Origin of the sequence: Pseudoblastomonas marina (assembly GCF_014641655.1) — a bacterium.
Lineage (GTDB): Bacteria > Pseudomonadota > Alphaproteobacteria > Sphingomonadales > Sphingomonadaceae > Alteriqipengyuania_A > Alteriqipengyuania_A marina.
In genome coordinates, this window is the sequence record NZ_BMID01000001.1 from 2,466,532 (window position 1) to 2,489,724 (window position 23,193).

22 protein-coding genes are annotated in these 23,193 nt (G+C 65.3%); 10 read left to right on the forward strand and 12 right to left on the reverse strand.

Annotated features, from left to right (window positions below; genetic code table 11):
* Positions 1-45: 45 nt before the first annotated feature.
* Entirely contained in the window at positions 46-1,656 is a 1,611-nt protein-coding gene (locus IEW49_RS12105) for a M23 family metallopeptidase (protein ID WP_188642898.1), read from the reverse strand.
* 188 nt (positions 1,657-1,844) lie between these two features.
* On the opposite strand from IEW49_RS12105, the gene IEW49_RS12110 reads away from it, so the two are divergent.
* The 6 genes from IEW49_RS12110 to IEW49_RS12135 all read left to right on the forward strand — a co-directional run bounded on the left by IEW49_RS12110 (position 1,845) and on the right by IEW49_RS12135 (position 7,110).
* Positions 1,845-4,409, forward strand: a complete 2,565-nt coding sequence (locus IEW49_RS12110; protein WP_188642899.1) for a helicase-related protein — start codon at positions 1,845-1,847, stop codon at positions 4,407-4,409.
* Positions 4,410-4,418: 9 nt separating this feature from the next.
* Positions 4,419-4,724 (forward strand): RNA-binding S4 domain-containing protein, encoded by a 306-nt coding sequence (locus IEW49_RS12115; RefSeq protein WP_188642900.1) that lies wholly within the window; start codon positions 4,419-4,421, stop codon positions 4,722-4,724.
* Complete coding sequence (fdxA, locus tag IEW49_RS12120; protein WP_188642901.1) at positions 4,721-5,059, forward strand: ferredoxin FdxA; 339 nt, start codon at positions 4,721-4,723, stop codon at positions 5,057-5,059. Before IEW49_RS12115 ends, fdxA begins: the two co-directional genes overlap by 4 nt.
* 204 nt (positions 5,060-5,263) lie before the next feature.
* Positions 5,264-5,800: a CarD family transcriptional regulator gene (locus tag IEW49_RS12125; protein ID WP_188642902.1), complete on the forward strand. Its 537-nt coding sequence runs from the start codon at positions 5,264-5,266 to the stop codon at positions 5,798-5,800.
* A 119-nt stretch (positions 5,801-5,919) separates the two neighbouring features.
* Positions 5,920-6,747, forward strand: a complete 828-nt coding sequence (locus tag IEW49_RS12130; RefSeq protein WP_188642903.1) for a head GIN domain-containing protein — start codon at positions 5,920-5,922, stop codon at positions 6,745-6,747.
* Positions 6,748-6,795: 48 nt separating this feature from the next.
* On the forward strand, positions 6,796-7,110 hold the full coding sequence (locus tag IEW49_RS12135; RefSeq protein ID WP_188642904.1) for a DUF6726 family protein: 315 nt from the start codon (positions 6,796-6,798) through the stop codon (positions 7,108-7,110).
* On the opposite strand, the gene IEW49_RS12140 is transcribed toward IEW49_RS12135, so the two are convergent.
* The gene (locus tag IEW49_RS12140) at positions 7,107-8,066 is read right to left on the reverse strand and encodes an L-threonylcarbamoyladenylate synthase (RefSeq protein WP_188642905.1); all 960 of its coding nucleotides are present in this window, start codon (positions 8,064-8,066) and stop codon (positions 7,107-7,109) included. The two genes, IEW49_RS12135 and IEW49_RS12140, sit on opposite strands and share 4 nt — an antisense overlap.
* A 62-nt stretch (positions 8,067-8,128) precedes the next feature.
* Here IEW49_RS12140 and IEW49_RS12145 point away from each other — a divergent pair, with 62 nt between their 5' ends.
* A complete protein-coding gene (locus IEW49_RS12145) occupies positions 8,129-9,865 on the forward strand; it encodes an acyl-CoA dehydrogenase family protein (RefSeq protein WP_188642906.1) in 1,737 nt (578 codons plus the stop codon).
* Here IEW49_RS12145 and IEW49_RS12150 read toward each other — a convergent pair.
* Positions 9,862-11,322, reverse strand: coding sequence for a PQQ-dependent sugar dehydrogenase (locus IEW49_RS12150; RefSeq protein WP_188642907.1), 1,461 nt, complete (start codon positions 11,320-11,322; stop codon positions 9,862-9,864). The genes IEW49_RS12145 and IEW49_RS12150 overlap by 4 nt on opposite strands.
* Before the next feature lie 61 nt (positions 11,323-11,383).
* Here IEW49_RS12150 and msrC point away from each other — a divergent pair, with 61 nt between their 5' ends.
* Positions 11,384-11,878 (forward strand): free L-methionine (R)-S-oxide reductase MsrC, encoded by a 495-nt coding sequence (gene msrC / locus IEW49_RS12155; RefSeq protein WP_188642908.1) that lies wholly within the window; start codon positions 11,384-11,386, stop codon positions 11,876-11,878.
* A 19-nt stretch (positions 11,879-11,897) separates the two neighbouring features.
* On the opposite strand, the gene IEW49_RS12160 is transcribed toward msrC, so the two are convergent.
* From IEW49_RS12160 to IEW49_RS12190, 7 genes are all read right to left on the reverse strand, one after another.
* On the reverse strand, positions 11,898-13,052 hold the full coding sequence (locus tag IEW49_RS12160; RefSeq protein ID WP_188642909.1) for an acyl-CoA dehydrogenase family protein: 1,155 nt from the start codon (positions 13,050-13,052) through the stop codon (positions 11,898-11,900).
* Positions 13,053-13,180: 128 nt separating this feature from the next.
* Positions 13,181-14,158, reverse strand: coding sequence for a ParB/RepB/Spo0J family partition protein (locus tag IEW49_RS12165; protein WP_188642910.1), 978 nt, complete (start codon positions 14,156-14,158; stop codon positions 13,181-13,183).
* Positions 14,155-14,931, reverse strand: coding sequence for a ParA family protein (locus IEW49_RS12170; protein WP_229658192.1), 777 nt, complete (start codon positions 14,929-14,931; stop codon positions 14,155-14,157). Before IEW49_RS12170 ends, IEW49_RS12165 begins: the two co-directional genes overlap by 4 nt.
* The gene (rsmG, locus tag IEW49_RS12175; protein WP_188642912.1) at positions 14,928-15,569 is read right to left on the reverse strand and encodes a 16S rRNA (guanine(527)-N(7))-methyltransferase RsmG; all 642 of its coding nucleotides are present in this window, start codon (positions 15,567-15,569) and stop codon (positions 14,928-14,930) included. The genes IEW49_RS12170 and rsmG overlap by 4 nt, the downstream gene beginning before the upstream one ends.
* Positions 15,566-17,413 (reverse strand): tRNA uridine-5-carboxymethylaminomethyl(34) synthesis enzyme MnmG, encoded by a 1,848-nt coding sequence (mnmG, locus tag IEW49_RS12180; RefSeq protein ID WP_188642913.1) that lies wholly within the window; start codon positions 17,411-17,413, stop codon positions 15,566-15,568. The genes rsmG and mnmG overlap by 4 nt, the downstream gene beginning before the upstream one ends.
* A 60-nt stretch (positions 17,414-17,473) precedes the next feature.
* The gene (gene mnmE / locus IEW49_RS12185; RefSeq protein ID WP_188642914.1) at positions 17,474-18,748 is read right to left on the reverse strand and encodes a tRNA uridine-5-carboxymethylaminomethyl(34) synthesis GTPase MnmE; all 1,275 of its coding nucleotides are present in this window, start codon (positions 18,746-18,748) and stop codon (positions 17,474-17,476) included.
* A 13-nt stretch (positions 18,749-18,761) separates the two neighbouring features.
* Complete coding sequence (locus IEW49_RS12190; protein WP_188642915.1) at positions 18,762-19,031, reverse strand: DUF6489 family protein; 270 nt, start codon at positions 19,029-19,031, stop codon at positions 18,762-18,764.
* 94 nt (positions 19,032-19,125) lie between these two features.
* Between IEW49_RS12190 and IEW49_RS12195 the strand changes: the two genes are divergently transcribed.
* Positions 19,126-19,821: a dienelactone hydrolase family protein gene (locus tag IEW49_RS12195; protein WP_188642916.1), complete on the forward strand. Its 696-nt coding sequence runs from the start codon at positions 19,126-19,128 to the stop codon at positions 19,819-19,821.
* Between the two features lie 4 nt (positions 19,822-19,825).
* On the forward strand, positions 19,826-21,406 hold the full coding sequence (locus tag IEW49_RS12200) for an FMN-binding glutamate synthase family protein (RefSeq protein WP_188642917.1): 1,581 nt from the start codon (positions 19,826-19,828) through the stop codon (positions 21,404-21,406).
* Between the two features lie 48 nt (positions 21,407-21,454).
* Here IEW49_RS12200 and IEW49_RS12205 read toward each other — a convergent pair whose 3' ends face one another.
* Together IEW49_RS12205 and rho are read right to left on the reverse strand one after the other, a co-directional pair.
* Positions 21,455-21,844, reverse strand: a complete 390-nt coding sequence (locus IEW49_RS12205) for a BLUF domain-containing protein (RefSeq protein ID WP_188642918.1) — start codon at positions 21,842-21,844, stop codon at positions 21,455-21,457.
* A gap of 18 nt (positions 21,845-21,862) precedes the next feature.
* The gene (gene rho, locus IEW49_RS12210; protein ID WP_188642919.1) at positions 21,863-23,128 is read right to left on the reverse strand and encodes a transcription termination factor Rho; all 1,266 of its coding nucleotides are present in this window, start codon (positions 23,126-23,128) and stop codon (positions 21,863-21,865) included.
* Between the last annotated feature and the right edge of the window lie 65 nt (positions 23,129-23,193).

Sequence of the window (23,193 nt, forward strand, 5' to 3'; positions counted from 1 at the left end):
GGTCCTGCCGCAAAGCGTGCGCCGTGTCAGCCCTTCACGCGGCGATTATTCGGCCGCGCCGATCCGGTCGATTTCACGCTGCGGCGCGTCCTGCACCGGATTGGCCGCAGCGAAATCCTCGAGCGCTGCACCAGGCTCGACCTGCTTCAGGCTCGCCATCTCGCGGCGCATGTCGTCAAGCTGCCGCCCGCCCAGCGTCTCCTGCTGGACATATTTCACCGAGCGCGGATCGACCCGGCGGCCACCCTGGAAGAGCTCGTAATGGAGGTGCGGGCCGGTCGAGAGCCCGGTCGAACCGATATAGCCGATAACCTGCCCGCGCTTGACCTGCTGGCCGCTGCGCACTGTGGCGCGGCTCATGTGCGAATAGCTGGAGGATAGGCCGTTCGGGTGCGACAGCCGCACCTGGTTGCCATAGCCGCCATTGCGCCCGGAAAAGCGCACGCGCCCGTCGGTCACGGCGTAGATCGGCGCGCCGTAACCGCCGCCGAAATCGAGCCCGCCATGCATCCGGCGATAGCCGAGGATCGGGTGACGGCGCATGCCGTAGCCCGAAGTCTGGCGCCCACTGGTGGGGCGAGACAATCCGCCAGTGATTTCGCCCTTGCCGTCCGAATCGAAGAACTTGTCCTGCGATCCGTAACGAACCAGCGCGATATCCTTGCCATTCGTTCGTTCGAGCCCGGCATAAAGGAGGCGTCCAAGTTGCGTTTCGCCGGTGGCGGCGCGCGAATATTCGAACACCATGTCGAACGTATCCTCGGCGCCGACCTCGCTGTTGAGGCTGACGCGGCCGCCCATCAGGCGAAGGTAATCGCGGATCGCGCGGGTCGGCGCCCCGGCGGCGCGGGCGGCACGATACAAGCCTTCGCCGACCGTGCCGCGGATGCGCAAGGGGGTCTTGTCGACCGCGATCGGTCGCTGCACCAGCGCGAGCGCGCCATCCTCGCCGCGCTGCAGCTCGAGGATCAGGTCGAAGCGCGCGCGAAAGGTCAGGTTCTCAAGCGGGCGCGGCGCACCCGGCTTGGCGCGACGGCCCAGCGTGAGATCGAGTTGCGTGCCCGCGGCGATATCGGACAGCGGCATGATCCCGGCGACGAGGTCCTCGGCGCGATTCGCCTCGCCGTCCTGCAGCCCGGCGCGACGCAGCAGGCCCGCAAGCCCGGCACCACGCGGCATGGTGAGGCTGCGTTCGATGGTCGGGCGTTCGGGCGTGTTGGGGAGCGCGGTGACCGAGAGGCTCGCGCCGGTCACGCGCCCGCTTTCGCCGCCCTCGGCCAGCGGCATGATCATCATCGAGCGATATTCGTCGCGCGCGACGTCGTCGATCGCTGCAGGAGCGGCGGCGCGGATCGGGTCGATGGCGGGGCCGAGCGAAAATGCCAGGACAGCGAGCCCGATGAGGCTCGCCGCCCCGCGCAGCCACTTGCGACTTCCGATATTGCTTCCGAGATCCGGGGCGAGATCGAACCGGGCGAGTTTCTCGCCGGTCGCGACGCGCCAGGCTTCGTAGCGTTCTGCCAAGGCACGCGGACCGGGGAGAGAAAATTCTCGCTTGGCGTCTGCGCTCTCGTCGATGGCCATGGCGATCCCGAGCGTGGGCGCACCGCCGCGCGCGGTTCCCGTTGCTTCGTGCTCGGGCACGGGTTTGAACATGTGCGGACCCCCATGGTCTGTCGCGTCGGATTTTCGCCGGTGATCGACGCGGCCCGTCAGGGCGGATGTCTGCTACGAAAACTACCCGAAACAAAGTTAATCTTCGCCTAATTGAATCTTGCATGCGACGAAGCGAGGGTTGCGCGCGCTTGCAGGACCCCTCGGCGGGGCTCTAGGCAGGGCGCGACATGGTCGCTTCCGCAGTCCACGCGGTCCTCGGACCCACGAATACCGGCAAGACGCATCTCGCGATCGAGCGCATGTGCGCGCATTCGAGCGGCGCGATCGGCTTCCCCCTGCGCCTGCTCGCGCGCGAGGTCTACGACCGGGTGTGCAGGTTGAAGCCGCCCGGCGAAGTCGCGCTGATCACCGGCGAAGAGAGGATCGTACCCAAGAAGGCGCGCTATTTCCTTTGCACCGCTGAAGCGCTGCCGACGCAGGCCGATTGGTCTTTCTTCGCGCTCGACGAAGCACAGCTGGGCGCCGATCGCGAACGCGGGCACGTCTTCACCAAGCATTTGCTCGGCACGCGCGGGCGCGAGGAGACCATGATCCTGGGCGCGGAAACGCTCGTGCCGATGGTGCGGAGCCTCTTGCCGGGAACCGAGATCACCAGGCGCCCGCGTTTTTCAACGCTCGCGCACGCGCCGGCGAAGAAGGTCTCGCGCCTGCCCAAGCGCTCGGCGGTCGTCGCGTTTTCGGCCGAGGAGGTCTACGCCGCCGCCGAAATGCTACGCCGGCTGCGCGGCGGCGCGGCGGTGGTGACAGGCGCGCTCAGCCCCCGGACCCGCAACGCGCAGGTCGATCTCTTCCAGTCGGGCGAGGTCGATTACCTCGTCGCGACCGATGCGATCGGAATGGGGTTGAACCTCGACCTCGATCATGTCGCCTTTGCCGGCTTGACCAAGTTTGACGGCGTACGCCGCCGGCGCCTGACCACCGCCGAAATGTCGCAAATCGCCGGGCGCGCAGGCCGCCACCAGCGCGATGGCACTTTCGGGACGATCGCCGGCACCGGCAAGCGCGAACTCGAATTCGACCCGGCGGAGATCGCCGCGATTGAGGAGCATCGCTTCCCGCCGCTGACCGGCCTGTTTTGGCGCGAGCCCGATCCTGGCTACGACGATCTCGCAACGCTGATCGACGATCTCGAGGCTCCGCCGAACGAACCGGGTCTGATGAAGCCGCCCGAGGCAATCGATCTCGCCGTGCTCAAGAAGCTCGCCGAAGATCCTGCAATCGCCGGGCAGGTCGGCGGGACGCGCCAGGTCGAGCGCTTCTGGCATGCATGCTCGCTGCCCGATTTCCGCAATTACGGGGTCGACAATCATGCCCGCTTCGTCGCGCGGCTATGGCAGGAATTGCGCGGCGGGAAGATCGCCGCGGGCCGCGCCGCGCAAGCGATCGACGAATTGAACCGCGTCGATGGCGATATCGACACCCTGCAACAGCGCATAGCCGCGATCCGCAGCTGGACCTATATCGCCGAGCGCCCCGACTGGGTCGAACAGCGCGATGCGCTGTCCGCACGTGCGAGAGAGGTGGAAGACCGGCTGTCGGATGCGCTACACGAGCGGCTGACCGAACGTTTCGTCAATCGAAGGACGAGCCTGCTGATGAAGAAAATGGGCGAAGACGGCAGCAGCCTGCCGGTGACCGTTGCGGATGACGTGGTGCTGGTGGACCAGGAGCGGCTCGGCCGGCTTGAGGGCTTCACGTTCCGCGCCGATGCCGAGGCCAGCGCCGAGGACAGCCGCATGCTGCACGCCGCGGCGGAGAAACACCTGCCGCGCCTGCTGGGCGACAAGGCCCGCGCGCTCGCCACGCGGATCGCCGAAACGCCCGATGCCGTCGCGCTGGCCGACGGAATGCTGGTGGTCGACGACCGCCCGCTCGCGCAGGTCAAGATCCAGCAGGATTTGCTCAAGCCCCGCATCCTACCGCACCGCAACCTCGTGCTGGTGCCCGACGAGCCCAAGGCAGCGGTGATGGGCGCGCTGGAGAATTGGCTCGCGGCGCGGATCGAGCCGCTCGCTCCGCTCGAAAAACTGGCCTCGGCGGCGAAGGATTTCGATGCCGGGTCCGAGTTACGCGCCTTGCTGGTCGCGCTGTCCGAACGCGGCGGGATGATACCGCGTGAGCGCTCTGGGCTCGATGCGCTCGATCCCGAGCAGCGTAAGATGCTATCGCGGCTCGGGGTGACGGTCGGCGCGCTCGATCTCTTCCACCCCGCCATGCTCAAGCGCAAGGCGTTGGCGGTGTGGCGCGAACTCGCCATCATTTCCGGTCGCCGCCTGCCCCCGCTGGCCGACGAGATGCAGCCGGTGCGCGAGGCGAGCAAGCCCGTTCCGCTCGGCTATCGCGTGTTCGGCAAGCAGGCGCTGCGGCTCGACAGCGCGGAAAAGATCCTGCGCGAGGCGCACAAGACCCGGGTCGAGGCGAAGGACAAGCAGTTCATCCTCGATCCCTCGCTTGCGATCAGCACCGGGATGACCTCCGACACGATCGTCCAGCTGATGCGCGCCGGCGGGTTCAAGGCCAAGGACGTGATATCGCTCGAAGACGGCGCGTTCGGTCCGCCCGCGCAGCCGCGCTGGCGCTGGCATCCGCGCCGCGGCGGGCCATCCGCCCATGGTACGCAGGGAAAGCGGGGCGGGAAGCGCGGTGGCTCGCGGCCCGGAAAACCGTCGGGCAGACCGCGCGGTCCCGTCCCCGGCAATCCCTTCGCCGAGCTGGGCAAGCTGCTGCCCTGACTATCGCCCATGCGGATCGACAAGCTGCTGCACGCGCTGCGCCTCTCGAAGACGCGCAGCGCGGCGCAAGCGCTCGTTGCAAGTGGTATCCTGCGCCTCAATGGAGAGCGCGTGCTGCGCGCCCATCGCCAGGTCGCGCTCGGCGACGTGATCACGCTTCCGGCACCTGATGGGGTGCGAATCGTCGAGGTTACCTGCCTGCCCAAACGGCGCGGTCCACCGGGCGAAGCACGTGCGTGCTATCGCGAGCTTGACGCGCAAGGGCATTCCGCCATAGCGAGCGACCAAAGAGGCCGAGGAGACACGCCCCAATGACCTATGTCGTCACCGAGAACTGCATCAAGTGCAAATACATGGATTGCGTCGAGGTGTGCCCGGTCGACTGTTTCTACGAAGGCGAAAACATGCTGGTGATCAATCCCAGCGAATGTATCGATTGCGGCGTGTGCGAGCCCGAATGCCCGGCCGAGGCCATCCTTCCCGATACCGAGGAAGGGCTCGAGAAGATGCTCGAGATCAACACCAAGTACTCGGCTGAATGGCCGAACATCACGCAGTCGCGCGAAGCGCCGGCGGATGCCGACGAGCACAAGGACGAAGAGGGCAAGTTCGAGAAATATTTCTCGCCCGAGCCCGGCGAAGGCGATTGAAACGCGCCGATTGATCGAAGGCGCGCATAAGACTCGCAATTTCGTTGCGAATCCGTTATAATGCCTCGCATACCGCCCGCGGCCCTGCCGGTCGTCTGGCGGTTTCGCTTACTTAGGGCGCCGATCCGGGGCGGTGGCTCGCTGCATCGCGATGCAGCCTAATCGCCCCCCTTGCGATCGCACCCACCAGTGAAAGGAATCCGAATGGCCAGCGAGGCACTCGCCTTCGATGTCGGCGATTACGTCGTTTATCCCAAGCACGGCGTCGGCCGTGTGATCGAGCTCCAGAGCGAAGAAATCGCCGGAATGCAGCTCGAACTCTACGTCCTGCGGTTCGAAAAGGAGCGGATGACGCTCCGCGTCCCGACCAACAAGGTCGAGGCGATCGGCATGCGCAAGCTTTCGAGCGACAAGACGCTCAAGGAAGCGATGGAAACGCTCAAGGGCAAGCCCAAGGTCAAGCGCACCATGTGGTCGCGCCGCGCCCAGGAATACGAAGCCAAGATCAATTCGGGCGAGATCGTGCTGATCGCCGAAGTCACGCGCGATCTGTTCCGCCCGGACGACCAGCCCGAGCAGAGCTATTCCGAACGGCAGATCTTCGAAGCCGCCTCGAGCCGCCTCGCGCGCGAACTCGCCGCGATGGAAAAGACCGACGAGGCGACCGCGCTCGAGAAGATCCTCGACGTCCTGCGCGAACACGCTCCGCAATATTACAACAATGACGAGGAAGACGCGTAAGCGCACTCGTCGTTCGTCGAACCAATCGAGGGCCGCGTCGAGCGATCGATGCGGCCCTTCTTGTATCTGCCGTCGCTGTGTATTACATCTCCAACACACAGCGAGAAGGAGCAGGACCTATGCGTTTCGGGAAATTTGCGAAGATGATGGGCCCGATCGCCGCGATGGCGGTGATGGGCGCGATGGCCGGCTGCAACGGCGAGATCCGGATCAACGACGAAGAGGGCGTGCCCCTCTCCGAGCTGGACACCAGCGGAGAGGCTCCGACCGAATTCCTGCTGATGGGCCCCGATCGCGTCACCTTGACCGAGGGCGATAGCCTGGTGATCGAACCCAGCGGCAATGCCGACGAGATCGAGAAACTTCGTTTCGTGCTCAAGGACGGTACGCTGGGCGTCCATCGCGAGAACGGCTCGCGCAACAGCACCGCAGTCGATATCGCGATTACCATGCCTGCGCCGACCAAGATCGCGATCATGGGCTCGGGCTCGGTCACAACCGGCAAGCTCGCGCGCGAAGCAGAAGTCGCGATCATGGGCAGCGGCCGCGCCGATACGCGCAACGTCGATAGCAAGAAGCTCGAGGTGAAGATCGCCGGGTCGGGCGACTATGCCGCCTCCGGCAACGTGCAGGACCTCCGGCTGAAGATCGCCGGATCGGGCAGGGGCGACATGGCCGGGCTCAAGGCCGAAACCGCCGAGGTCGATATCGCCGGATCGGGTAGCGCGACCTTCGCCTCCGACGGCTCGGTCGAGGCAAAAGTCGTCGGATCGGGCGACGTGACCGTGCGCGGATCGGCCAAATGCACGATCAAGTCGGTCGGTTCGGGCACGCTCAAGTGCGAACCGGGTGACGGTCCCGCTGCTCCGCGAGCGGCGGAGGCAGCCGAAGCACCGGAAGGCCCTGCCGCCCCGGAGGCGCCCGAGGCTCCCAAAACGGACGATTAAGCTGTGATCAAGACCCTCCGCGCTATGCCGATGCGCGGAGGGTTTCCCATGATTCGCCCATCGATCGCGGCCGCCTCTGCGGCCTTTTTGCTATCCGGCTGCATCGTCGCCGATGTCGTCACCGCGCCGGTCAAGGTCGCGGCGGGGACGATCGACCTCCTGACCGAGAGCCAGGCGGAAAAGGACGAGAAGCGCGGCCGCGAGCTGCGCAAGCGCGAGGAGCGGCTCGGCAAGCTCGAGCGCGACTATGCCAAGCAATTGCGCAAATGCGATGAGGGCGATGCCAAGGAATGCGCCAAGGCCCGCGCGACATGGAACGAGATGGAAGCACTCAGACCGACGATTCCCGTCGAGCCCGACTAGGCTGCGGCGCGCCGCAGCCGGTCGTTGATGGCACGCCCGATTCCCGTCTCGGGCACGGGCGCAACCGCAATACGCGAACGGTTCGAGTGCGCAGCGACATGCAAGCACGCATACAGCCGCGATGCGGCTTCGGTGAGGTCGCCGTCCTTCGACAAGGTCACGTCGCCTTCGACCGGCCCGAATCCAATCAGAAATTCAACCGCTTCGGCCTGCTCGGCATTCAATCTGACGGGCTTTCCCGGGGCGTAATGACTCGATAGCTGACCGGGCGCCTCGATCCCGCTATCGCCCTGGCCGATGCGCGGTTCGGGGCGCGGCCACAGAAATCGGTGCAACCCCTCGAGGTCGACCGGTCCAGGGCGCAATTCGTCCCAGTCCCCGTTGTCGCGGATCGCGAGGATGGTCGATTCGATTCCCGCCTCGCATTTCTTCCCGTCGTCGAGGACCGCATCGATCCGTCCGTCGAGCGTCGCGAGCACATGCGCCGCGCTGGTCGGGCTGACGAAGCCGCTGCGATTGGCCGAGGGCGCGGCAAGCGGGAAGTCGCATGCGGCCAGCAGCGCCTGCATGACCGGATGCGAAGGACAGCGCAGCGCCACGGTCGGCAGGCCCGCGGTCACCGCCGGGGCGAGGTTCGCATCGGCCCGGAGCGGGCAGACGAGGGTCAGCGGACCGGGCCAGCACTGCTCCATCACCACGTCGGTCGCGGCCGGCAGTGTCGCCAGTCGCTCGGCTTCGCGGCGCCCGGAGACATGCACGATCAGCGGATTGAAGCTCGGCCGCCCCTTCGCCTCGTAGATCCGCGCCACCGCCTCGGCGCTGTCGGCTCGCGCCGCCAGGCCGTAGACGGTCTCGGTGGGTACCGCGACCAGCCCGCCTACGCGAAGGATTCCAGCCGCGCGCGCGATTCCCGCCGCGTCCGCCCTCACCGTTTCCGTAGCGTCCTTGCTGGCCATGGCTCGCGGCTATATCTGACCCGTAAGAAACGCCAGCGGAATCCCGCCAAAAGGATACAGGCATGAATTATACCCCGCCCACCCAGGAACAGGTTTTCGCGATGCGCGTGTGCGCCGGGATCGAGGAGCTTGCGCAAAGCGAACGTTTCGAGGCGGCGACCCCCGACATGGTGGAGGCGATCGCCGAGGGGATTGGCCAGTTCGCGGCTGGCGAATGGGCGCCGCTCAACCGGCCCGGCGACCTCGAGGGCGCGAAGCTCGAGAATGGCGTCGTTCGCCTGCCCCAAGGCTTCGAGGAAGCGTACGAGCACTATGTCGAGCAGGGCTGGAACGCGATCGACGGGCCGGTCGATTATGGCGGCCAGGCCCTGCCCTTCACGCTCTCGTGCAACGTGCTCGAGAATCTCGGTACCGCGAACATGGCGTTCAACCTGCTGCCGATGCTGTCGGTCGGGGCGATCGAGGCGCTCGACGCGCACGGCTCGCAGGAACAGAAGGACCGTTACCTGCCCAAGCTGGTGGCCGGCGCATGGTCGGGCACCATGAACCTGACCGAACCCCAGGCCGGCTCGGATCTCGGCGCGCTGCGCACCACCGCGCACCCGATCACTGACGGCGAACACGCCGGCAAGTGGCGCATCAGGGGCCAGAAGATCTACATCACCTGGGGTGACCACGAACTGGCCGAAAATATCGTCCACCTCGTGCTCGCGCGGACACCCGACGCGCCCGAAGGCAGCCGCGGCATCTCGATGTTCGTCGTCCCCAAATACCATGTGAAGGGCGATGGATCTCTGGGCGCGAGAAACGACCTGCGCGCGGTCAGTCTCGAGCATAAGCTCGGCATCCACGCCTCGCCCACCTGCGTGATGAGCTATGGCGACAACGATGAATGCGTCGGCGAGGTGGTCGGCGCGGAGAATCGCGGGCTCGCGGCGATGTTCACGATGATGAACAATGCGCGCATCAATGTCGGCAACCAGGGCGTCCAGATCGGTGAGCGCGCGCTGCAGCAGGCGACCGCTTACGCTGCCGAACGGATCCAGTCGGCGCGTGCGGGCGCGCCGGACAAGAAGCCGGTCGCGATCGTCGAGCATCCCGACGTGCGGCGCATGTTGCTGCGTATGCGCGCGTTGACCGAGGGCGTGCGCGCACTGCTCTATTACACCGCCGGGCAAGTCGATCGCGGCACGCTGGGCGACGCTGATGCGCAGGCGCGCGCCGACCTCTGCGTGCCGATGCTCAAGGCCTGGGGAACCGATGCCGGAGTCGAGATCGCCAGCCTCGGCGTGCAGGTCCATGGCGGAATGGGCTTCGTCGAGGAGACCGGCGCGGCACAACATTACCGCGATGCGCGGATCGCGCCGATCTACGAAGGTACCAACGGTATCCAGGCCGCCGACCTCGTCACCCGCAAGCTCGGCATGGCGAATGGCGAGGTGCTGTTCGCTCTGATGCAGCAGATCGCGAGCAAAGCTGGTGACGGATCGAACCTCGCCGATCTGGCCGAGGCCTGCGAAGCGACCGGCCGCTGGATGGCGAGCGAAGCGAGCCTCGACGATCGCCTCGCAGGGAGCGTGCCCTTCACCGAGATGTGCGCGATCGCGGTGGCCGGGTGGCAATTGCTGCGTCAGCGCGAGGCATTGGAGGGGGACGACACCGCTTTCGCCGCGCGCAAACGGGCGACCGTGCGTTTCTTCCTCGACCGGATCGTACCCGAGGCGCGCGGGCTCAAGGCATCGGCGCAGGCCGGGGCGGAAGGGCTCTATGCCATCCCCACCGAGACGCTGCTCGCCTAGTTCTTCGGCGCGGCGCGCACCGCATCCTGCCGGATTCCATCGGACTGGAACGTGGCCGAGCTGCCGCGCAGGCTGCGCGTGGGCGTGGTCGCGCGCTTGAGCGGCTCGACCGTCGGCGACGGCTCGGCCGACGGCGAAATTACCCGCCAGACGATACCTGCCGTGTCGTCGGTCACCAGCAGGCCGCCATTGGCGTCAATCGCAACCCAGGTCGGACGGCCATAGGTTTTCCCGTCCCCCGTCAGGAACCCGGTGAGGATTTCGAGCGGCTTGCCCAGAGGGTTGCCGCGCTCGTCGAACGGCACGAAGACCACGTCGTACCCGGCGGGCGGCTTGCGGTTCCACGAGCCGTGGCGCGCGACGAAAGCGCCGTTGGCATAGCGGGAGCCCAGCCGCTCCCCGCCGCGCGCGAAAACCATTCCCAGCGGGGCGGTGTGCGCGCCGAGCGCGTATTCGGGCTTGCGGGTGTACTCGGCGAGAAAACGCGGCCGCGGCGCGTCGACGCGGGAATCGACATTGTCGCCCCAATAGAGCCACGGCCAACCATACTGCGCGCCCACCGGGACGTTGGTGAGATAATCGGGCACGAGATCGCCGCCGAGCATGTCGCGCTCGTTGACCACGGTCCACATTTCGCCCGAGGCCGGGTTCCAATCCATCCCGTTAGGGTTGCGCAGGCCACCGGCCCACATGCGCTGGCGGTTGGTCTCCAGATTGTACTCCCAGATCGTCGCGCGGCCCTCTTCGACCTCCATCCCGTTCTCGCCGATGTTCGAGGCCGAGCCGACCGCGACATAGACCTTCGACCCGTCGGGCGAGAGCAGCACGTTGCGCATCCAGTGATTGCCCGCGGCGGGCAGGTCCATCAGCTTGGTCGGCTCCTCGGTGATTTCGGTCGCGCCTTCGGGCATCGGGAAGGCGAGCAGTTCGTCATGGTTGGCGACGAACAGCACGCCGTCGCGCCACGCCATGCCGGAAGGTGAATCGAGCCCTTCGGTGAGCAGGGTAGACTTCGCTTCGGCCACCCCGTCGCCATCGGCATCGCGCAACAGGCTGATGCGGTTCGCGCTCGGCACCGCCGCGCCCGCACGACTGAACAGCAGCTTGGCGATGAAACCCTCGATCCCGCCCATCTCGCGCGGCGGCGAACTGGTCTCGGCGACCAGCACGTCGCCATTGGGGAGCACGATCATCGTGCGCGGATGGTCGAGGCCGACCGCGAAGCGCTGGACCGTCAGCCCCTCGGCCGCTTCGGGCGTCGCATCGTCGGGCCAGCCCACCGGTTCGGCAATGGCGACGGTGGGAAAGCGCTCGGCTTCGGGTTCGGCGATGGTTGGGTCGGTGCCTTCTGTCGCCTCGGTCGAAAGATCGGCGGGATTGCCGCGATAGAGATACGCGCCGAAGGCGACGAGGATCAGTAGGATGACGAGCAGGCCGATGCCGATTTTCTTGAGCATGGGACAGGGATAATCAGCCCGCCCCTTGGCGGCAACGAAAACCGCACCTACCTCCCGCCCCATGTACGATTTCCAGACCGATCCCGATGCGCCCAAGGCGGTGCTCTACGACGACCTGCTGTCGGCCGCGAAAGCGCTGGTGGCGGGCGAGCCCGACCCGGTCGCCAACATGGCCAATGTCGCGGCGCTGCTGTGGCAGTTCCTGCCGGATGTGAACTGGACCGGTTTCTACCGCATGGTCGGAGGCGATGGTCGGCGCGAGCTCGTGCTCGGCCCGTTCGTCGGCAAGCCGGCCTGTATCCGGATTCCGGTCGGCCAGGGGGTCTGCGGCGCAGCGGCCGAAAGTCGCGCGACGCAACTTGTTGCCGACGTCCACGCCTTTCCCGGACACATCGCTTGCGACGGCGAGACCAAGTCAGAGCTGGTCGTGCCGGTTGTCCGGGGTGGCGAAGTCATCGCCGTGATCGATCTCGACAGCCCGAGCCCGGCGCGCTTCGACGACGAAGACCGCGCGGGAATCGAGCGTCTCGCCGCGATACTGGCGGACGCGATCTAAATCATTTGCGCCAGGGCGCTCAGAGGCCCCGTCCGATCAACTCCTTCATGATCTCGTTGGTGCCTCCGAAGATCCGCGTCACGCGCGCGCTGCGCCATGCACGGGCGATCGGATATTCGTTCATGTAGCCGGCGCCACCGTGTAGCTGCAGGCACTTGTCGACGATCTCCCATTGCAGCTCGGTGTGCCACAGCTTGGCCGCAGCGCCCTCTTCGGGTGTCAGTTCCTTCTTCAGGTGGCGCGCCAGCGCCCAGTCGAGATGTGCCCAGCCGACCTGTAGCTTGGTCTTGATGTCGGCCAGCGTGAAACGGGTGTTCTGGAAATTTAGCACCGGCTTGCCGAACGCCTTGCGCTCGCGGACGAACTCGACCGTGTCGTCGAACACCCGCTGCGAGGCCGCCTGCGCGCTGATCGCGATCGACAGGCGTTCCTGCGGCAGTTCGCTCATCAGGTAGATGAAGCCCTTGCCTTCCTCGCCCAGGCAATTGGTGATCGGAACGCGCACGTCGTTGAAGAACAGTTCCGAGGTGTCGGCCTCGTCCATCCCGATCTTGTCGAGATTGCGCCCGCGCTCGAAGCCTTCGCGATCAGCCTCGACAAGGATGATGCTGACACCCTTCCAGCCGGGCTCGGCATCAGGGTCGGTCTTGGCGCAGACGAGCACGAGGTCGGCGTTCTGGCCATTCGTGATGTAGGTTTTCGAGCCGTTGACGACGTAGTGATTGCCGTCCTTCTTCGCGGTGGTGGTGATGGCCTGCAGGTCGGAGCCGACGCCGGGCTCGGTCATCGCGATCGCGGTGATGGTTTCGCCCGAAACCATCCGCGGGAGCCACTTCTTCTTCTGCTCTTCGGAGCCGTAGGCGATCAGGTAGTTGCAGACGATGTCCGACTGGAGCGAGAAACCGGTGGCCGCGCCACCGGTGTAGGAGCCTTCCTCGTCGACGATCGCGTTGTAGCCGAAATCGAGCCCCAGTCCGCCATATTCTTCCGGAACGGTCGGGCACAGCATGCCGAGTTCGCCCGCCTTGGGCCAGATTTCTCGCGGGACGATCTTGTCCTTTGCCCATTGCGCGCGATTGGGCGCGATTTCCTCTTTCATGAAGCGGCGGACGGTCTCGCGGAACGCCTCGTGGTCTTCATTGTAGGCGGTGCGGGGAATCTGGTCGATCGACATGGCTCTCTCCACTTGTTTGCGGAGCGTTATGCCGCGACCACCCGACCCTTCCAAGCGATAATTTAATCGCTCGATTAAATCGCCGTGCGGGAAGTTGCGCAGCGCAACTCTTCGCCGCGACGGCGGCGCTAGATTTCGCCGCCGGTCAGGCGTTGGCAGAGCGTATCGAGCTGATCTAGCGTCGAATAGCGGATCGAGAGGGTGCCGCTCTTGGGGTCGCGATCGGCCGAGATCTTGACCTTCATGCCGAGGAATTCCTCCAGGTGTTTCTCGACAGTGCGGATATCCGAATCGGGGCCCGCTGCGCCCTTGTATTCTTTGGGCGCTTTCTGCTCGGCACCGTCGCCCTCACGCTCACGGCGGACGGCCTTTTCGACATCGCGTACCGACATACCTTTCGCGATCGCCTTCTTGGCGAGCGCCTCGGCCCCGTCGAAACCGATCAGCGCTCGGGCGTGGCCCATGCTGAGCTTTTCCTCGGCCAGTGCATCGAGCACCTTTTCGGGAAGAGCGAGCAGGCGCTGGAAATTGGCGACGTGGCTGCGCGACTTGTCGACCAGCTGCGCGATCTCGGCCTGCGTCATGTCCTCGTCATCGGCGAGACGCTGGTAAGCGCGCGCCTCGTCGACCGGGTTGAGGTCTTCGCGCTGCAGGTTTTCGATCAGCGCCAACGCGGTCACTTCGCGTTCGCTCAAATCCCGAATTAACGCAGGAATTTCATGAAGTTGGGCCTTTTGAGCCGCACGCCAACGGCGTTCGCCCGCGACCAGGCGATACTTGCGCGGTCCCTCGCGGGTCACGATCACCGGCTGGATCACCCCGCGCGCGCCGATCGAGGCTGCGAGCTCGCCGAGGGCTTCGTCGTCGAAATGCTTGCGCGGCTGGTCCGGATGCGGCGCGATCTGGGAGATCGGGAGGCTTGCCAGCCCCTCGCCTTCAGGCACCGAGGTGCCCGACGAAACGACCGGTGCTTCCTCACCCGCACCCTCGTTCGCAGCGGCAGGCTTGACCGCCTGCTCGCGCTTGGTCTCGCCGATCAGCGCGCCGAGCCCGCGCCCCAGTGCCTGGCGCTTCTTCGGGGCGGCCTTGGCTTTCGAATCGCTCATGCGGCTTTCCTCTTCTCGGGCAGGCGACCGATCAGCTCGCGCGCCAGCGACATATAGGCGCGGCTGCCCGGACAGTTCTGGTCGTAGACGAGTGCCGGCAGACCGTGGCTTGGCGCCTCGGACAGACGGACATTGCGAGGGACGACCGTGTCGAAAACGAGAGGGCCCAAGCATTCGCGCACGTCGTCGGAGACCTGGTCGGTCAGGCGATTACGGCGATCGAACATCGTCAGCGCGATCCCGATGATACCAAGATCGGGGTTGAGGTGGCCCTGCACCTGCTCGACCGTCTGCAGGAGCTGGCTGAGGCCCTCGAGCGCGAAGAATTCGCATTGCAGCGGCACCAAGAGCGTATCGGCGGCAGTCAACGCATTGAGCGTCAACAGCCCGAGCGATGGCGGACAGTCGATGAACACGATCTCGTGACGCGGCGCTTCGGAAATCGCCTCACGCAGCCGGGTATTGCGGTTCGACATTTCGGCGAGCTGGATTTCGGCCCCCGAGAGATCCTGCGTCGCGGGTAGCACATCGAGCCCAGGGATCGAGCTCTTGACCACGCAATCCTCGACCGAGGCGCCCTCGATCAGGAGGTCGTAGGTCGACATGTCGCGCCGCTGGCTCGGAATTCCAAGTCCGGTCGAGGCGTTGCCCTGCGGGTCAAGGTCGATCAGCAGGGATTTCCACCCGATCGCGGCCATCGCCGTCGCCATGTTGATTGCGGTCGTGGTCTTGCCGACACCGCCCTTCTGGTTCGCCACAGCTATCGTGATCAAGACCGTTTCCCCTTCTTGCGACCGAACAGGCGGCCGCAGATGATACCCGCGTCTGCGTCTGTGAGCGACTGTTCCACGTGGAACATGTGATCCCATCCGCGAAGTTCTTCCAGTTCCTGCGCCGCCGACCGCCCCTTGGGCAACCGCCACTCGGTATCCCGTGTGGAAAAGCGCGTGGACAGATCGAGCAGCTTGGGCAGCGGAGCGAAGGCGCGGGCGGAAATTGCGCCGTATTCTGCGGTCTTCACGTCTTGCAAACGGCTGTGGACGATTTTGCAATTTTCGAGGTCAAGTTCGCCGACGACGCGCGCCAGATAGTCGGTCCGGAGCGCACGTGATTCGACGCAGGTCACCGCAATATCGGGCCGTGCGATCGCGAGCGCTACACCCGGAAAGCCGGCGCCAGTACCGAGGTCGAGCCAAGTCGATGTTTCACGTGGAACATCTCGGAGGAGCTGCAGGCTATCGACAAAATGGCGGACCCAGACTTCGTCGAGGGTCCTGGCCGACACGAGGTTCTGCTTCTCGCACTCATGACGCAAGATGACCTCGAAGCACTCAAGGCGTCCGATCGTATCGGGATCGAACCCGTCATGTGCCCCGATCCACTCTCTTGCCTGTGTTTCGTCGACGATCATGCCGCGCGACGCTTCGCATGCACCAACAGCGCCGCCAGTGCAGCCGGGGTGACCCCGGGGACCCTTGCTGCGGCAGCAAGTGTTGGGGGGCGGGCATCGGTTAGCCTTTCGACCATTTCACGTGAAAGACCCGGCACCGAGGCAAAAGGAAAATCGTCGTCGAGCGAGAGCCCCTCCGAAGCACGCAAATCGCGCAGTTCGGCTTCCTGGCGCGCGAGATAGGGCGCATAAACCGCGTCCTCGACGATCTCATCCTCAAGCGCAGGCTCGATTTCCGGAAAGCTGCCCAGATCGCGCAGATCGGTGATCCCGACGCCGTTGAAGCGCAGCCATTCGCGCGCGGTGAGCTTGCCGGTGTCGGCACGCACCGGGAGGCCGGCTTCGGCGATCTCTTTCGAGGCGAGCACCTGGTCCAGCGATTCCTCGAACGCAGCGCGCCGTCCCTCGCGAGCCTCGAACCAATTTCGGCGCTCGTCAGATACGCACCCATTCTTGATCGCGAGGGGCGTCAGGCGCGCGGAGGCGTTGTTGGCACGCAGTCGCAACCGGTACTCGGCGCGTGAAGTGAGCATGCGATAGGGTTCGCTCACCCCGTGCAACGTCAGATCGTCGACCATTACCGCCATATAGGAATTCGCGCGATCAAGCCCGACGGGTGCGCGATCGCGCACTGCGTTTGCGGCGTTCATGCCTGCGATCAATCCCTGGGCCGCCGCCTCCTCGTATCCGGTCGTGCCGTTGATCTGTCCGGCGCAATAGAGCCCCGGAACGTCCTTGAGCTCGAGCGTCGGGCGTAGAGCCCGCGGGTCGATATGGACGTACTCGACCGCATAGCCGGGCACTTCCATTACCACGCGCTCTAACCCCTCCACCGAGCGCAGCATGTCGAACTGGACATCGGTCGGCAGCGAGGTGCTGATGCCGTTGGGATAGACCAGGTGGGTCGACAGCCCCTCCGGTTCGAGGAAGACCTGGTGCCCGTCGCGATCGGCGAAGCGGTGGATCTTGTCCTCGATTGACGGGCAATAACGCGGGCCCTGCGCGCCGAGCGAACCCGAGAAGATCGGCGATCGATCTAGATTGGCGCGGATAATGTCATGCGACCGCTCGTTGGTGCGCGTGATCGCACAGAAGATCTGCGGGTTTGCGCGCGCTTCGGTCAGCGGCGACATCGTCCAGAACTCGTTGTCCGACGGCTGTTCGACCAGGCGGCTCCAATCGATCGTCCGCCCGTCGAGCCGCGGCGGGGTACCCGTTTTCATGCGTGACAACGGGATCTCGATGTCCTTCAACTGGTCGGCGAGCCGGATCGCCGCCGCTTCACCGATCCGACCGCCTTCGTGCACCTCCTCGCCGCGATAGAGCTTGCCGCCGAGGAAGGTGCCGGTGCACAGGATCACCGCCCTGCCCTCGAGACCGGTTCCGTCCGCCAGTTCGATGCCCGATACACGATGACCGTCGAAGCGCAGCGCGGCCGCTTCTCCCTCGACGATCGTGAGGTCGCCCTGTTCGTGCATCATCCGCTGGATCGCCATGCGGAACAGCGAGCGGTCGGCCTGAACCCGCGGACCTTGCACCGCGCTCCCCTTCGATCGGTTGAGCATGCGGTAATGGACTGCGCCGGCATCGGCCGCGCGCCCGATCAACCCGTCGAACGCATCGACCTCGCGCACGAGGTGTCCCTTGCCGAGCCCGCCGATCGCCGGGTTGCAACTCATCGCACCGATGCTCTCGCGCTCGAAATTGACCAGCGCGACACGCAGGCCCATCCGGGCCGCGACGGCAGAAGCCTCGCAGCCGGCATGGCCGCCGCCGATCACGATGATGTCGAACTGGGTGTTCATGGCTCGCGCGAGATAGTCGCCCGCCCCGCTTAAATCAAAGGTGATGTTCCACGTGGAACATCACTTGCCGATGCAGAAGCGGGAGAACAGCCGGTCGAGCACATCCTCGCTCGACGCACGCCCGGTGAATCGGTCGAATGCGACGCGCGCCACGCGGAGGTTTTCGGCGACGATCAGCAGGTCGAGCCCTTGATCGATCGCGAGTAACGCATCCCGCGCCGGTTCGAGCGCGCTGCGCTGGCGTTCGTTCAATGCGGTCTCGTTTGGCTTGGGAAGCAAATCGGCTGCCATGTCGACCAATCGCCGCCGCAAGCCATCGACCCCCTCGCCCGTCAGTGCGGAGACGCGCGGGCGCTCGTCGTCTGTCGCGGGTCCGCCGAGGTCGGCCTTGGTCGCGATATCGATCACACCCGCCGGTCCTGCGCCGGCCTCGCCGAGCCACAGCACGATATCCGCCTGGTCGAGCGCCTTGCGCGCCCGCTCGATCCCGATCGCCTCGATCGTGTCCTCGGTGGAATCGCGCAACCCGGCTGTGTCGATCATAACGAAGGGCACACCATCCCATGCAATCGGTCGCTCGAGCAGGTCCCGCGTGGTCCCTTCGATTGGTGTTGCAATGGCCGCCTCTTCGTCGACTAACTTATTGAATAAGCTAGATTTACCCGCGTTCGGCGGCCCCGCCAGGGCAACCCTGATCCCTTCGCGCAAGCGCTCGCTCGACGGGCGGTCGAGCCATTCGCCGATCTCGCCCGCCAGACTTGAAACGCGTTCAAAAAATTTGCCTGACAAGGAGGCCACGTCATCTTCGTCGCTGAAATCGAGCGCAGCCTCCACCTCGGCAGCGAGCAACAGCACGTCGTCGCGCCATCGTTCGACCTTGGCTGAGGCGGCGCCATCGGCCGCGCGCACTGCAACCCGACGCTGCAATTCGGTCTCGGCCGCCAACAGGTCACCGAGCGCCTCGGCCTCGGCAAGGTCGATCCGGCCATTGGCGAAGGCGCGGCGGGTGAATTCCCCCGGTTCGGCGGCGCGGCATCCCGGCATCGCGCCGATCGCCGCCTCGACCGCGCGCACCACCGCGCGCCCGCCATGACAATGCAGTTCGAGGCAGTCATCGCCGGTCGCGCTGTTCGGGCCCGGGAACCAAAGTACCAGCGCCTGGTCGAGTAGCGCCCCCTCCCCGTCGCGCAGCGTGGCCACGCTGGCACGACGGGGCTCGGGCGTGCGCCCGGCGAGTTCTTCGACTACCGCACCGGCATCGGGCCCGCTGACACGCACGACCGCGATGGCCGCCGGCGGCGACCCGCTCGACAGCGCGTAGATCGTGTCGTCCATCACGCAGGCTGGATCAGTCGTCTTTCTTGGACGGTTTGGCCGGCTTCGCCCCGGCGGCACCCGCGGCCCCGGCCTCCACGAATTGCTGGAACATCTTCAGCCCCATCTGGCCCATCGGCGCGAGCTTGGTCGCGTATTCCTGCAATTGCTCGACATTGCCGACCCCCTTCATCGCCTTGGTCACGGCATCGACATAGACGTCGTTGGCGGGCGAAACGTCGGGCAGGCCCATGAAAGTCCGCGCCTCTTCGGGCGTGCAGTCGATTTCGATATTCACTTTCATGCCGTGTTTCCCTCTATGGTCGGGAACAATGTGGCGCGCGGCGCGCATTTTGCAATGAAGAGGCCGGCGAACGGCGCACAGGAGGGAGATCGACATGAGCGAGACAGTCCGCATCAAGCAGCTTGGCGGCGACGAGGAGTTCGGCGCCTATGTCGCGCGCCCCGAGGGCGAGGCGAAGGCGGCGATCATCGTCATCCAGGAGATCTTCGGCGTCAATGCGGGGATCCGGCGCAAGTGCGACCTGCTCGCCGAGGACGGCTATCTCGCGGTCGCGCCCGACCTGTTCTGGCCGCTCGAGCCGGGGATCGAGCTCGATCCCGATATTGAGCCAGAATTCCAGAAGGCGCTCGACCTGATGGGCAAGTTCGACCAGGACCAGGGCGTCCGCGACATCGAGGCGACGATCAAATGGGCGCGCAACCAGGGTTGCGGGAAAGTCGGCGCGGTCGGCTACTGCCTCGGCGGACGGCTCGCCTTCATGACCGCGGCGCGCACCGACAGCGATGCGACGGTCGGCTATTACGCGGTCGGCGTCGACAATCTGCTGCGCGAGAAGCACGCGATCGCGCGCCCGCTGATGCTGCATATTCCGACCGAAGACGGCTTCGTCGACAAGGACACGCAAAAAGCCATGCATGACGGCCTCGACGACCATCCCAAGGTCACGCTCCACGATTACGAGGGCATGGATCACGGCTTCGCAACGCAATTCGGCAAGCGGCGTCACGACGAATGTGCCGATCTGGCCGATCGACGCACCAAGGAATTCTTCGCCGAGCATCTGGGCTAACCGCGTGACGGTTCCTTGGCGCTACATCATCCCGCCGGGGCTGACCGCAGCCGCGGCCGCGCTGGGATGGTTGTGGTGGCCTTCGCTCGTCTTCCTGTTGCCGCTGGTGGTGCTCGCCTGGGTCGATTTCTTCCAGTCCGAGCACACGCTGCGGCGCAATTACCCGCTGGTGGCGCGGACCCGCTGGGTGATGGAAGACCTGCGCCCCTTCGCACAGGCCTATATCGTCGAGGACGACCTCGAGGGGCGCCCCTTCAGCCACCAGGAACGTGCGCTCGTCTACGCGCGGGCTAAGGGCGATCTCGACTCGCACCCCTTCGGAACCGAACTCGATGTATATTCGGAAGAGTATGAATGGCTGAGCCATTCGATCGTCCCGAGAACCGATGCCCCCGAATTCTGGCGCACCCGGATCGGCGGGCCGGATTGCTCCCAGCCCTACGATGCCGCGTTGCTCAACGTTTCGGCGATGAGCTTCGGTTCGCTGTCGGGTCGCGCGATCGAGGCGTTCAACCTCGGCGCGAAGATCGGCAGCTTCGCGCACAATACCGGCGAAGGCAGTATCTCGAAATATCACCGTAAACACGGTGGCGACCTGATCTGGGAGATCGGCAGCGGTTATTTCGGCTGTCGGGCGCATGATGGCGGGTTCGATCCGGATCGATTCCGCGAGAATGCATCGGGCGAGCAGGTGAAGATGATCGAGGTCAAGCTGAGCCAGGGGGCCAAGCCCGGCCATGGCGGCGTGCTTCCCGGTGAAAAGGTGACCGCAGAGATCGCCGAGGCGCGCGGCGTGGAAATTGGCAAGACGGTGGTCTCCCCGGCCGCCCACTCGACCTTCTCGACCCCGATCGAGATGCTCGAATGGATCGCCGAATTGCGCGAGATGACGGGCGGGAAGCCGGTCGGGTTCAAGCTGTGCGTCGGCAAGCCCCACGAAGTCATGGCGATTGGCAAGGCCATGCTCGAAACTGGGATCACCCCCGATTTCATCACCGTCGACGGAGCCGAGGGAGGGACCGGCGCAGCGCCGCTCGAATTGTCGAACAGCGTCGGCATGCCGCTGCGCGAAGGCACGATCTGGGTGCGCAACATGCTGGTCGGCACCGGGCTCAAGTCGCGCGTGAAGATCGCTACTGCCGGCAAGATCCATTCGGGCGCGCAAATGGCCAAGAGCTTCGCGATCGGCGCCGATTACTGCAACGCCGCGCGGCCCTTCATGTTCGCGGCCGGCTGCGTCCAGTCGATGCAGTGCCACACCGGCAATTGCCCCACCGGCGTCGCCACCCAGACGCCCTGGCGGCAACGCGGGCTGGTGGTCGAGGACAAGGCCCCGCGGATCGCGCGCTTCCAGCGCCAGACACTCCACTCGCTGCGAGAGATTACGGTCGCAATGGGGCTCGAAAGCCCGTGGGACATGCGCCCGCGCGACATGCGCGAGCGGTTGAACGGCGCGAAATCTCTACCGATCGACCGGATCTACTTCTTTGTCGAGGAAGGCCAGCTGCTCGACGGCGCCGACAGCACCCCCCTCGCCGCCGCCTGGAACGCCGCAAGCGCGGATCGTTTCAGCTGTGGGGGTTAGGCGAGCGAGTTCATGCGGCCTTGCGATGGCGCCGCCGGCACCACCGCATCAACCGGCGAGGAATTCTTCGACCAGCGGCATGATAGTGGCGCGCGCGTCGGGCTGGTCGATCTTGTCGGCGATCTCGCGCAGGTGGCGTTCGGCATCGCTGACGTTGAAGCGCCGCATCCGCCAGCCATCGAACTCGCGCTGATTGGCTGCGGTGCGCTTTACCGTTCGGATCGAATGATGGCGCGGGTCGCGTTCGAGGGTCTGCATCAGCACCTCGAGCGAATCCGTTTCACCTTCGATCAGCTGAAGGAACCGGCCGTCCTTGAAGATCAGGAAACCTGAGATATCCCGCTTCGCATTGTTGCGGGCCGAGGTTTCGACGATTTCGAAAACCTCGTCCCCGCTCAGTCTTCCGTTCGCTTCGCTGGTGTAGATTAGTCGTTCCATGGCCGCGCGCAGATGATCCTACTGGTTCATCGTCTCGAAGAAGTCCTCGTTGGTCTTGGAATCCTTCATCTTGTCGAGGAGGAATTCCATCGCGTCGACCGTGCCCATCTGCATGAGAATCCGGCGCAGGACCCACATCTTCGAGAGCTTGTCCTTCTCGACCAGCAGCTCTTCCTTGCGGGTGCCGGACTTGCCGACGTCGAGCGCCGGGAAGATGCGCTTGTCGGCGACCTTGCGATCGAGCACGATTTCCGAGTTACCGGTGCCCTTGAACTCTTCGAAGATGACCTCGTCCATGCGGCTGCCGGTATCGATCAGCGCGGTGGCGATGATCGAGAGCGAGCCGCCTTCCTCGATGTTGCGCGCGGCGCCGAAGAAGCGCTTGGGGCGCTGGAGCGCGTTGGCGTCGACACCACCGGTCAGTACCTTGCCTGAACTCGGCACGACAGTGTTGTAGGCGCGGCCGAGGCGGGTGATCGAGTCGAGCAGGATCACGACGTCCTTCTTGTGCTCGACCAGTCGCTTGGCCTTCTCGATCACCATTTCGGCGACCTGGACGTGGCGGTTGGCCGGCTCGTCGAAGGTCGAGGAGATGACTTCGCCTTTGACGCTGCGCTGCATGTCGGTGACTTCCTCGGGCCGCTCGTCGACGAGCAGCACCAGCAGGAAGACCTCGGGATGGTTGTCGGTGATCGCCTTGGCGATGTTCTGCAGCAGCACCGTCTTACCGGTGCGCGGCGGCGCGACGATCAGCGCGCGCTGGCCCTTGCCCTGCGGCGAGATGATGTCGATCACCCGCGCGCTCTTGTCCTTCACTGTAGGATCGAGCGTATCCAGATTGAGCTTCTCTTCGGGATAGAGCGGCGTGAGGTTGTCGAAATTGGTGCGCGTGCGGACCTGGTCGGGATCCTCGTAATTGACGCTGGTGAGCTTGGTCAGGGCGAAATAGCGCTCGCCTTCGCGCGGCGCGCGGATCTCACCCTCGACCGTGTCGCCGGTACGCAGGCCCATCTTGCGGACCTGGTTGGGCGAAACGTAGATGTCGTCGGGCCCGGCGAGGTAATTGGCCTCGGGGCTGCGCAGGAAGCCGAAACCGTCCTGCAGCACCTCGATCGTGCCGATCCCCATGATCTTGTCTTCGTAATCCTCGTCCTCGGCGAGTTCGCGCAGGATGCAGAACATCAGGTCCTGGCGCCGCATCGTGCCGGCGGCCTCGACCCCGAGTTCCTCGGCCATCGATACCAGTTCGGCGGGTGCTTTTGCTTTGAGGTCTTTGAGATGCATTTCGTGTGTCTTTTCGTGGAATTCTGTTGGGATGGCCGGGATGGTCTAAGGGCTTTGGGAAAGCG

Bases quoted from the DNA above. Each gene is read 5' to 3' on its own strand.
- IEW49_RS12145 (WP_188642906.1), top strand. From the start codon at position 8,129: ATGAATTATACCCCGCCCACCCAGGAACAGGTTTTCGCGATGCGCGTG.
- mnmG (WP_188642913.1), bottom strand. From the start codon at position 17,413: ATGAACACCCAGTTCGACATCATCGTGATCGGCGGCGGCCATGCCGGC.
- IEW49_RS12165 (WP_188642910.1), bottom strand. From the start codon at position 14,158: ATGAGCGATTCGAAAGCCAAGGCCGCCCCGAAGAAGCGCCAGGCACTG.
- IEW49_RS12195 (WP_188642916.1), top strand. From the start codon at position 19,126: ATGAGCGAGACAGTCCGCATCAAGCAGCTTGGCGGCGACGAGGAGTTC.
- mnmE (WP_188642914.1), bottom strand. From the start codon at position 18,748: ATGGACGACACGATCTACGCGCTGTCGAGCGGGTCGCCGCCGGCGGCC.
- IEW49_RS12140 (WP_188642905.1), bottom strand. From the start codon at position 8,066: ATGGCCAGCAAGGACGCTACGGAAACGGTGAGGGCGGACGCGGCGGGA.
- IEW49_RS12160 (WP_188642909.1), bottom strand. From the start codon at position 13,052: ATGTCGATCGACCAGATTCCCCGCACCGCCTACAATGAAGACCACGAG.
- IEW49_RS12135 (WP_188642904.1), top strand. From the start codon at position 6,796: ATGATTCGCCCATCGATCGCGGCCGCCTCTGCGGCCTTTTTGCTATCC.
- IEW49_RS12150 (WP_188642907.1), bottom strand. From the start codon at position 11,322: ATGCTCAAGAAAATCGGCATCGGCCTGCTCGTCATCCTACTGATCCTC.
- msrC (WP_188642908.1), top strand. From the start codon at position 11,384: ATGTACGATTTCCAGACCGATCCCGATGCGCCCAAGGCGGTGCTCTAC.
- fdxA (WP_188642901.1), top strand. From the start codon at position 4,721: ATGACCTATGTCGTCACCGAGAACTGCATCAAGTGCAAATACATGGAT.
- IEW49_RS12130 (WP_188642903.1), top strand. From the start codon at position 5,920: ATGCGTTTCGGGAAATTTGCGAAGATGATGGGCCCGATCGCCGCGATG.
- IEW49_RS12125 (WP_188642902.1), top strand. From the start codon at position 5,264: ATGGCCAGCGAGGCACTCGCCTTCGATGTCGGCGATTACGTCGTTTAT.
- rsmG (WP_188642912.1), bottom strand. From the start codon at position 15,569: ATGATCGTCGACGAAACACAGGCAAGAGAGTGGATCGGGGCACATGAC.
- IEW49_RS12115 (WP_188642900.1), top strand. From the start codon at position 4,419: ATGCGGATCGACAAGCTGCTGCACGCGCTGCGCCTCTCGAAGACGCGC.
- IEW49_RS12105 (WP_188642898.1), bottom strand. From the start codon at position 1,656: ATGTTCAAACCCGTGCCCGAGCACGAAGCAACGGGAACCGCGCGCGGC.
- IEW49_RS12205 (WP_188642918.1), bottom strand. From the start codon at position 21,844: ATGGAACGACTAATCTACACCAGCGAAGCGAACGGAAGACTGAGCGGG.
- IEW49_RS12190 (WP_188642915.1), bottom strand. From the start codon at position 19,031: ATGAAAGTGAATATCGAAATCGACTGCACGCCCGAAGAGGCGCGGACT.
- IEW49_RS12110 (WP_188642899.1), top strand. From the start codon at position 1,845: ATGGTCGCTTCCGCAGTCCACGCGGTCCTCGGACCCACGAATACCGGC.
- rho (WP_188642919.1), bottom strand. From the start codon at position 23,128: ATGCATCTCAAAGACCTCAAAGCAAAAGCACCCGCCGAACTGGTATCG.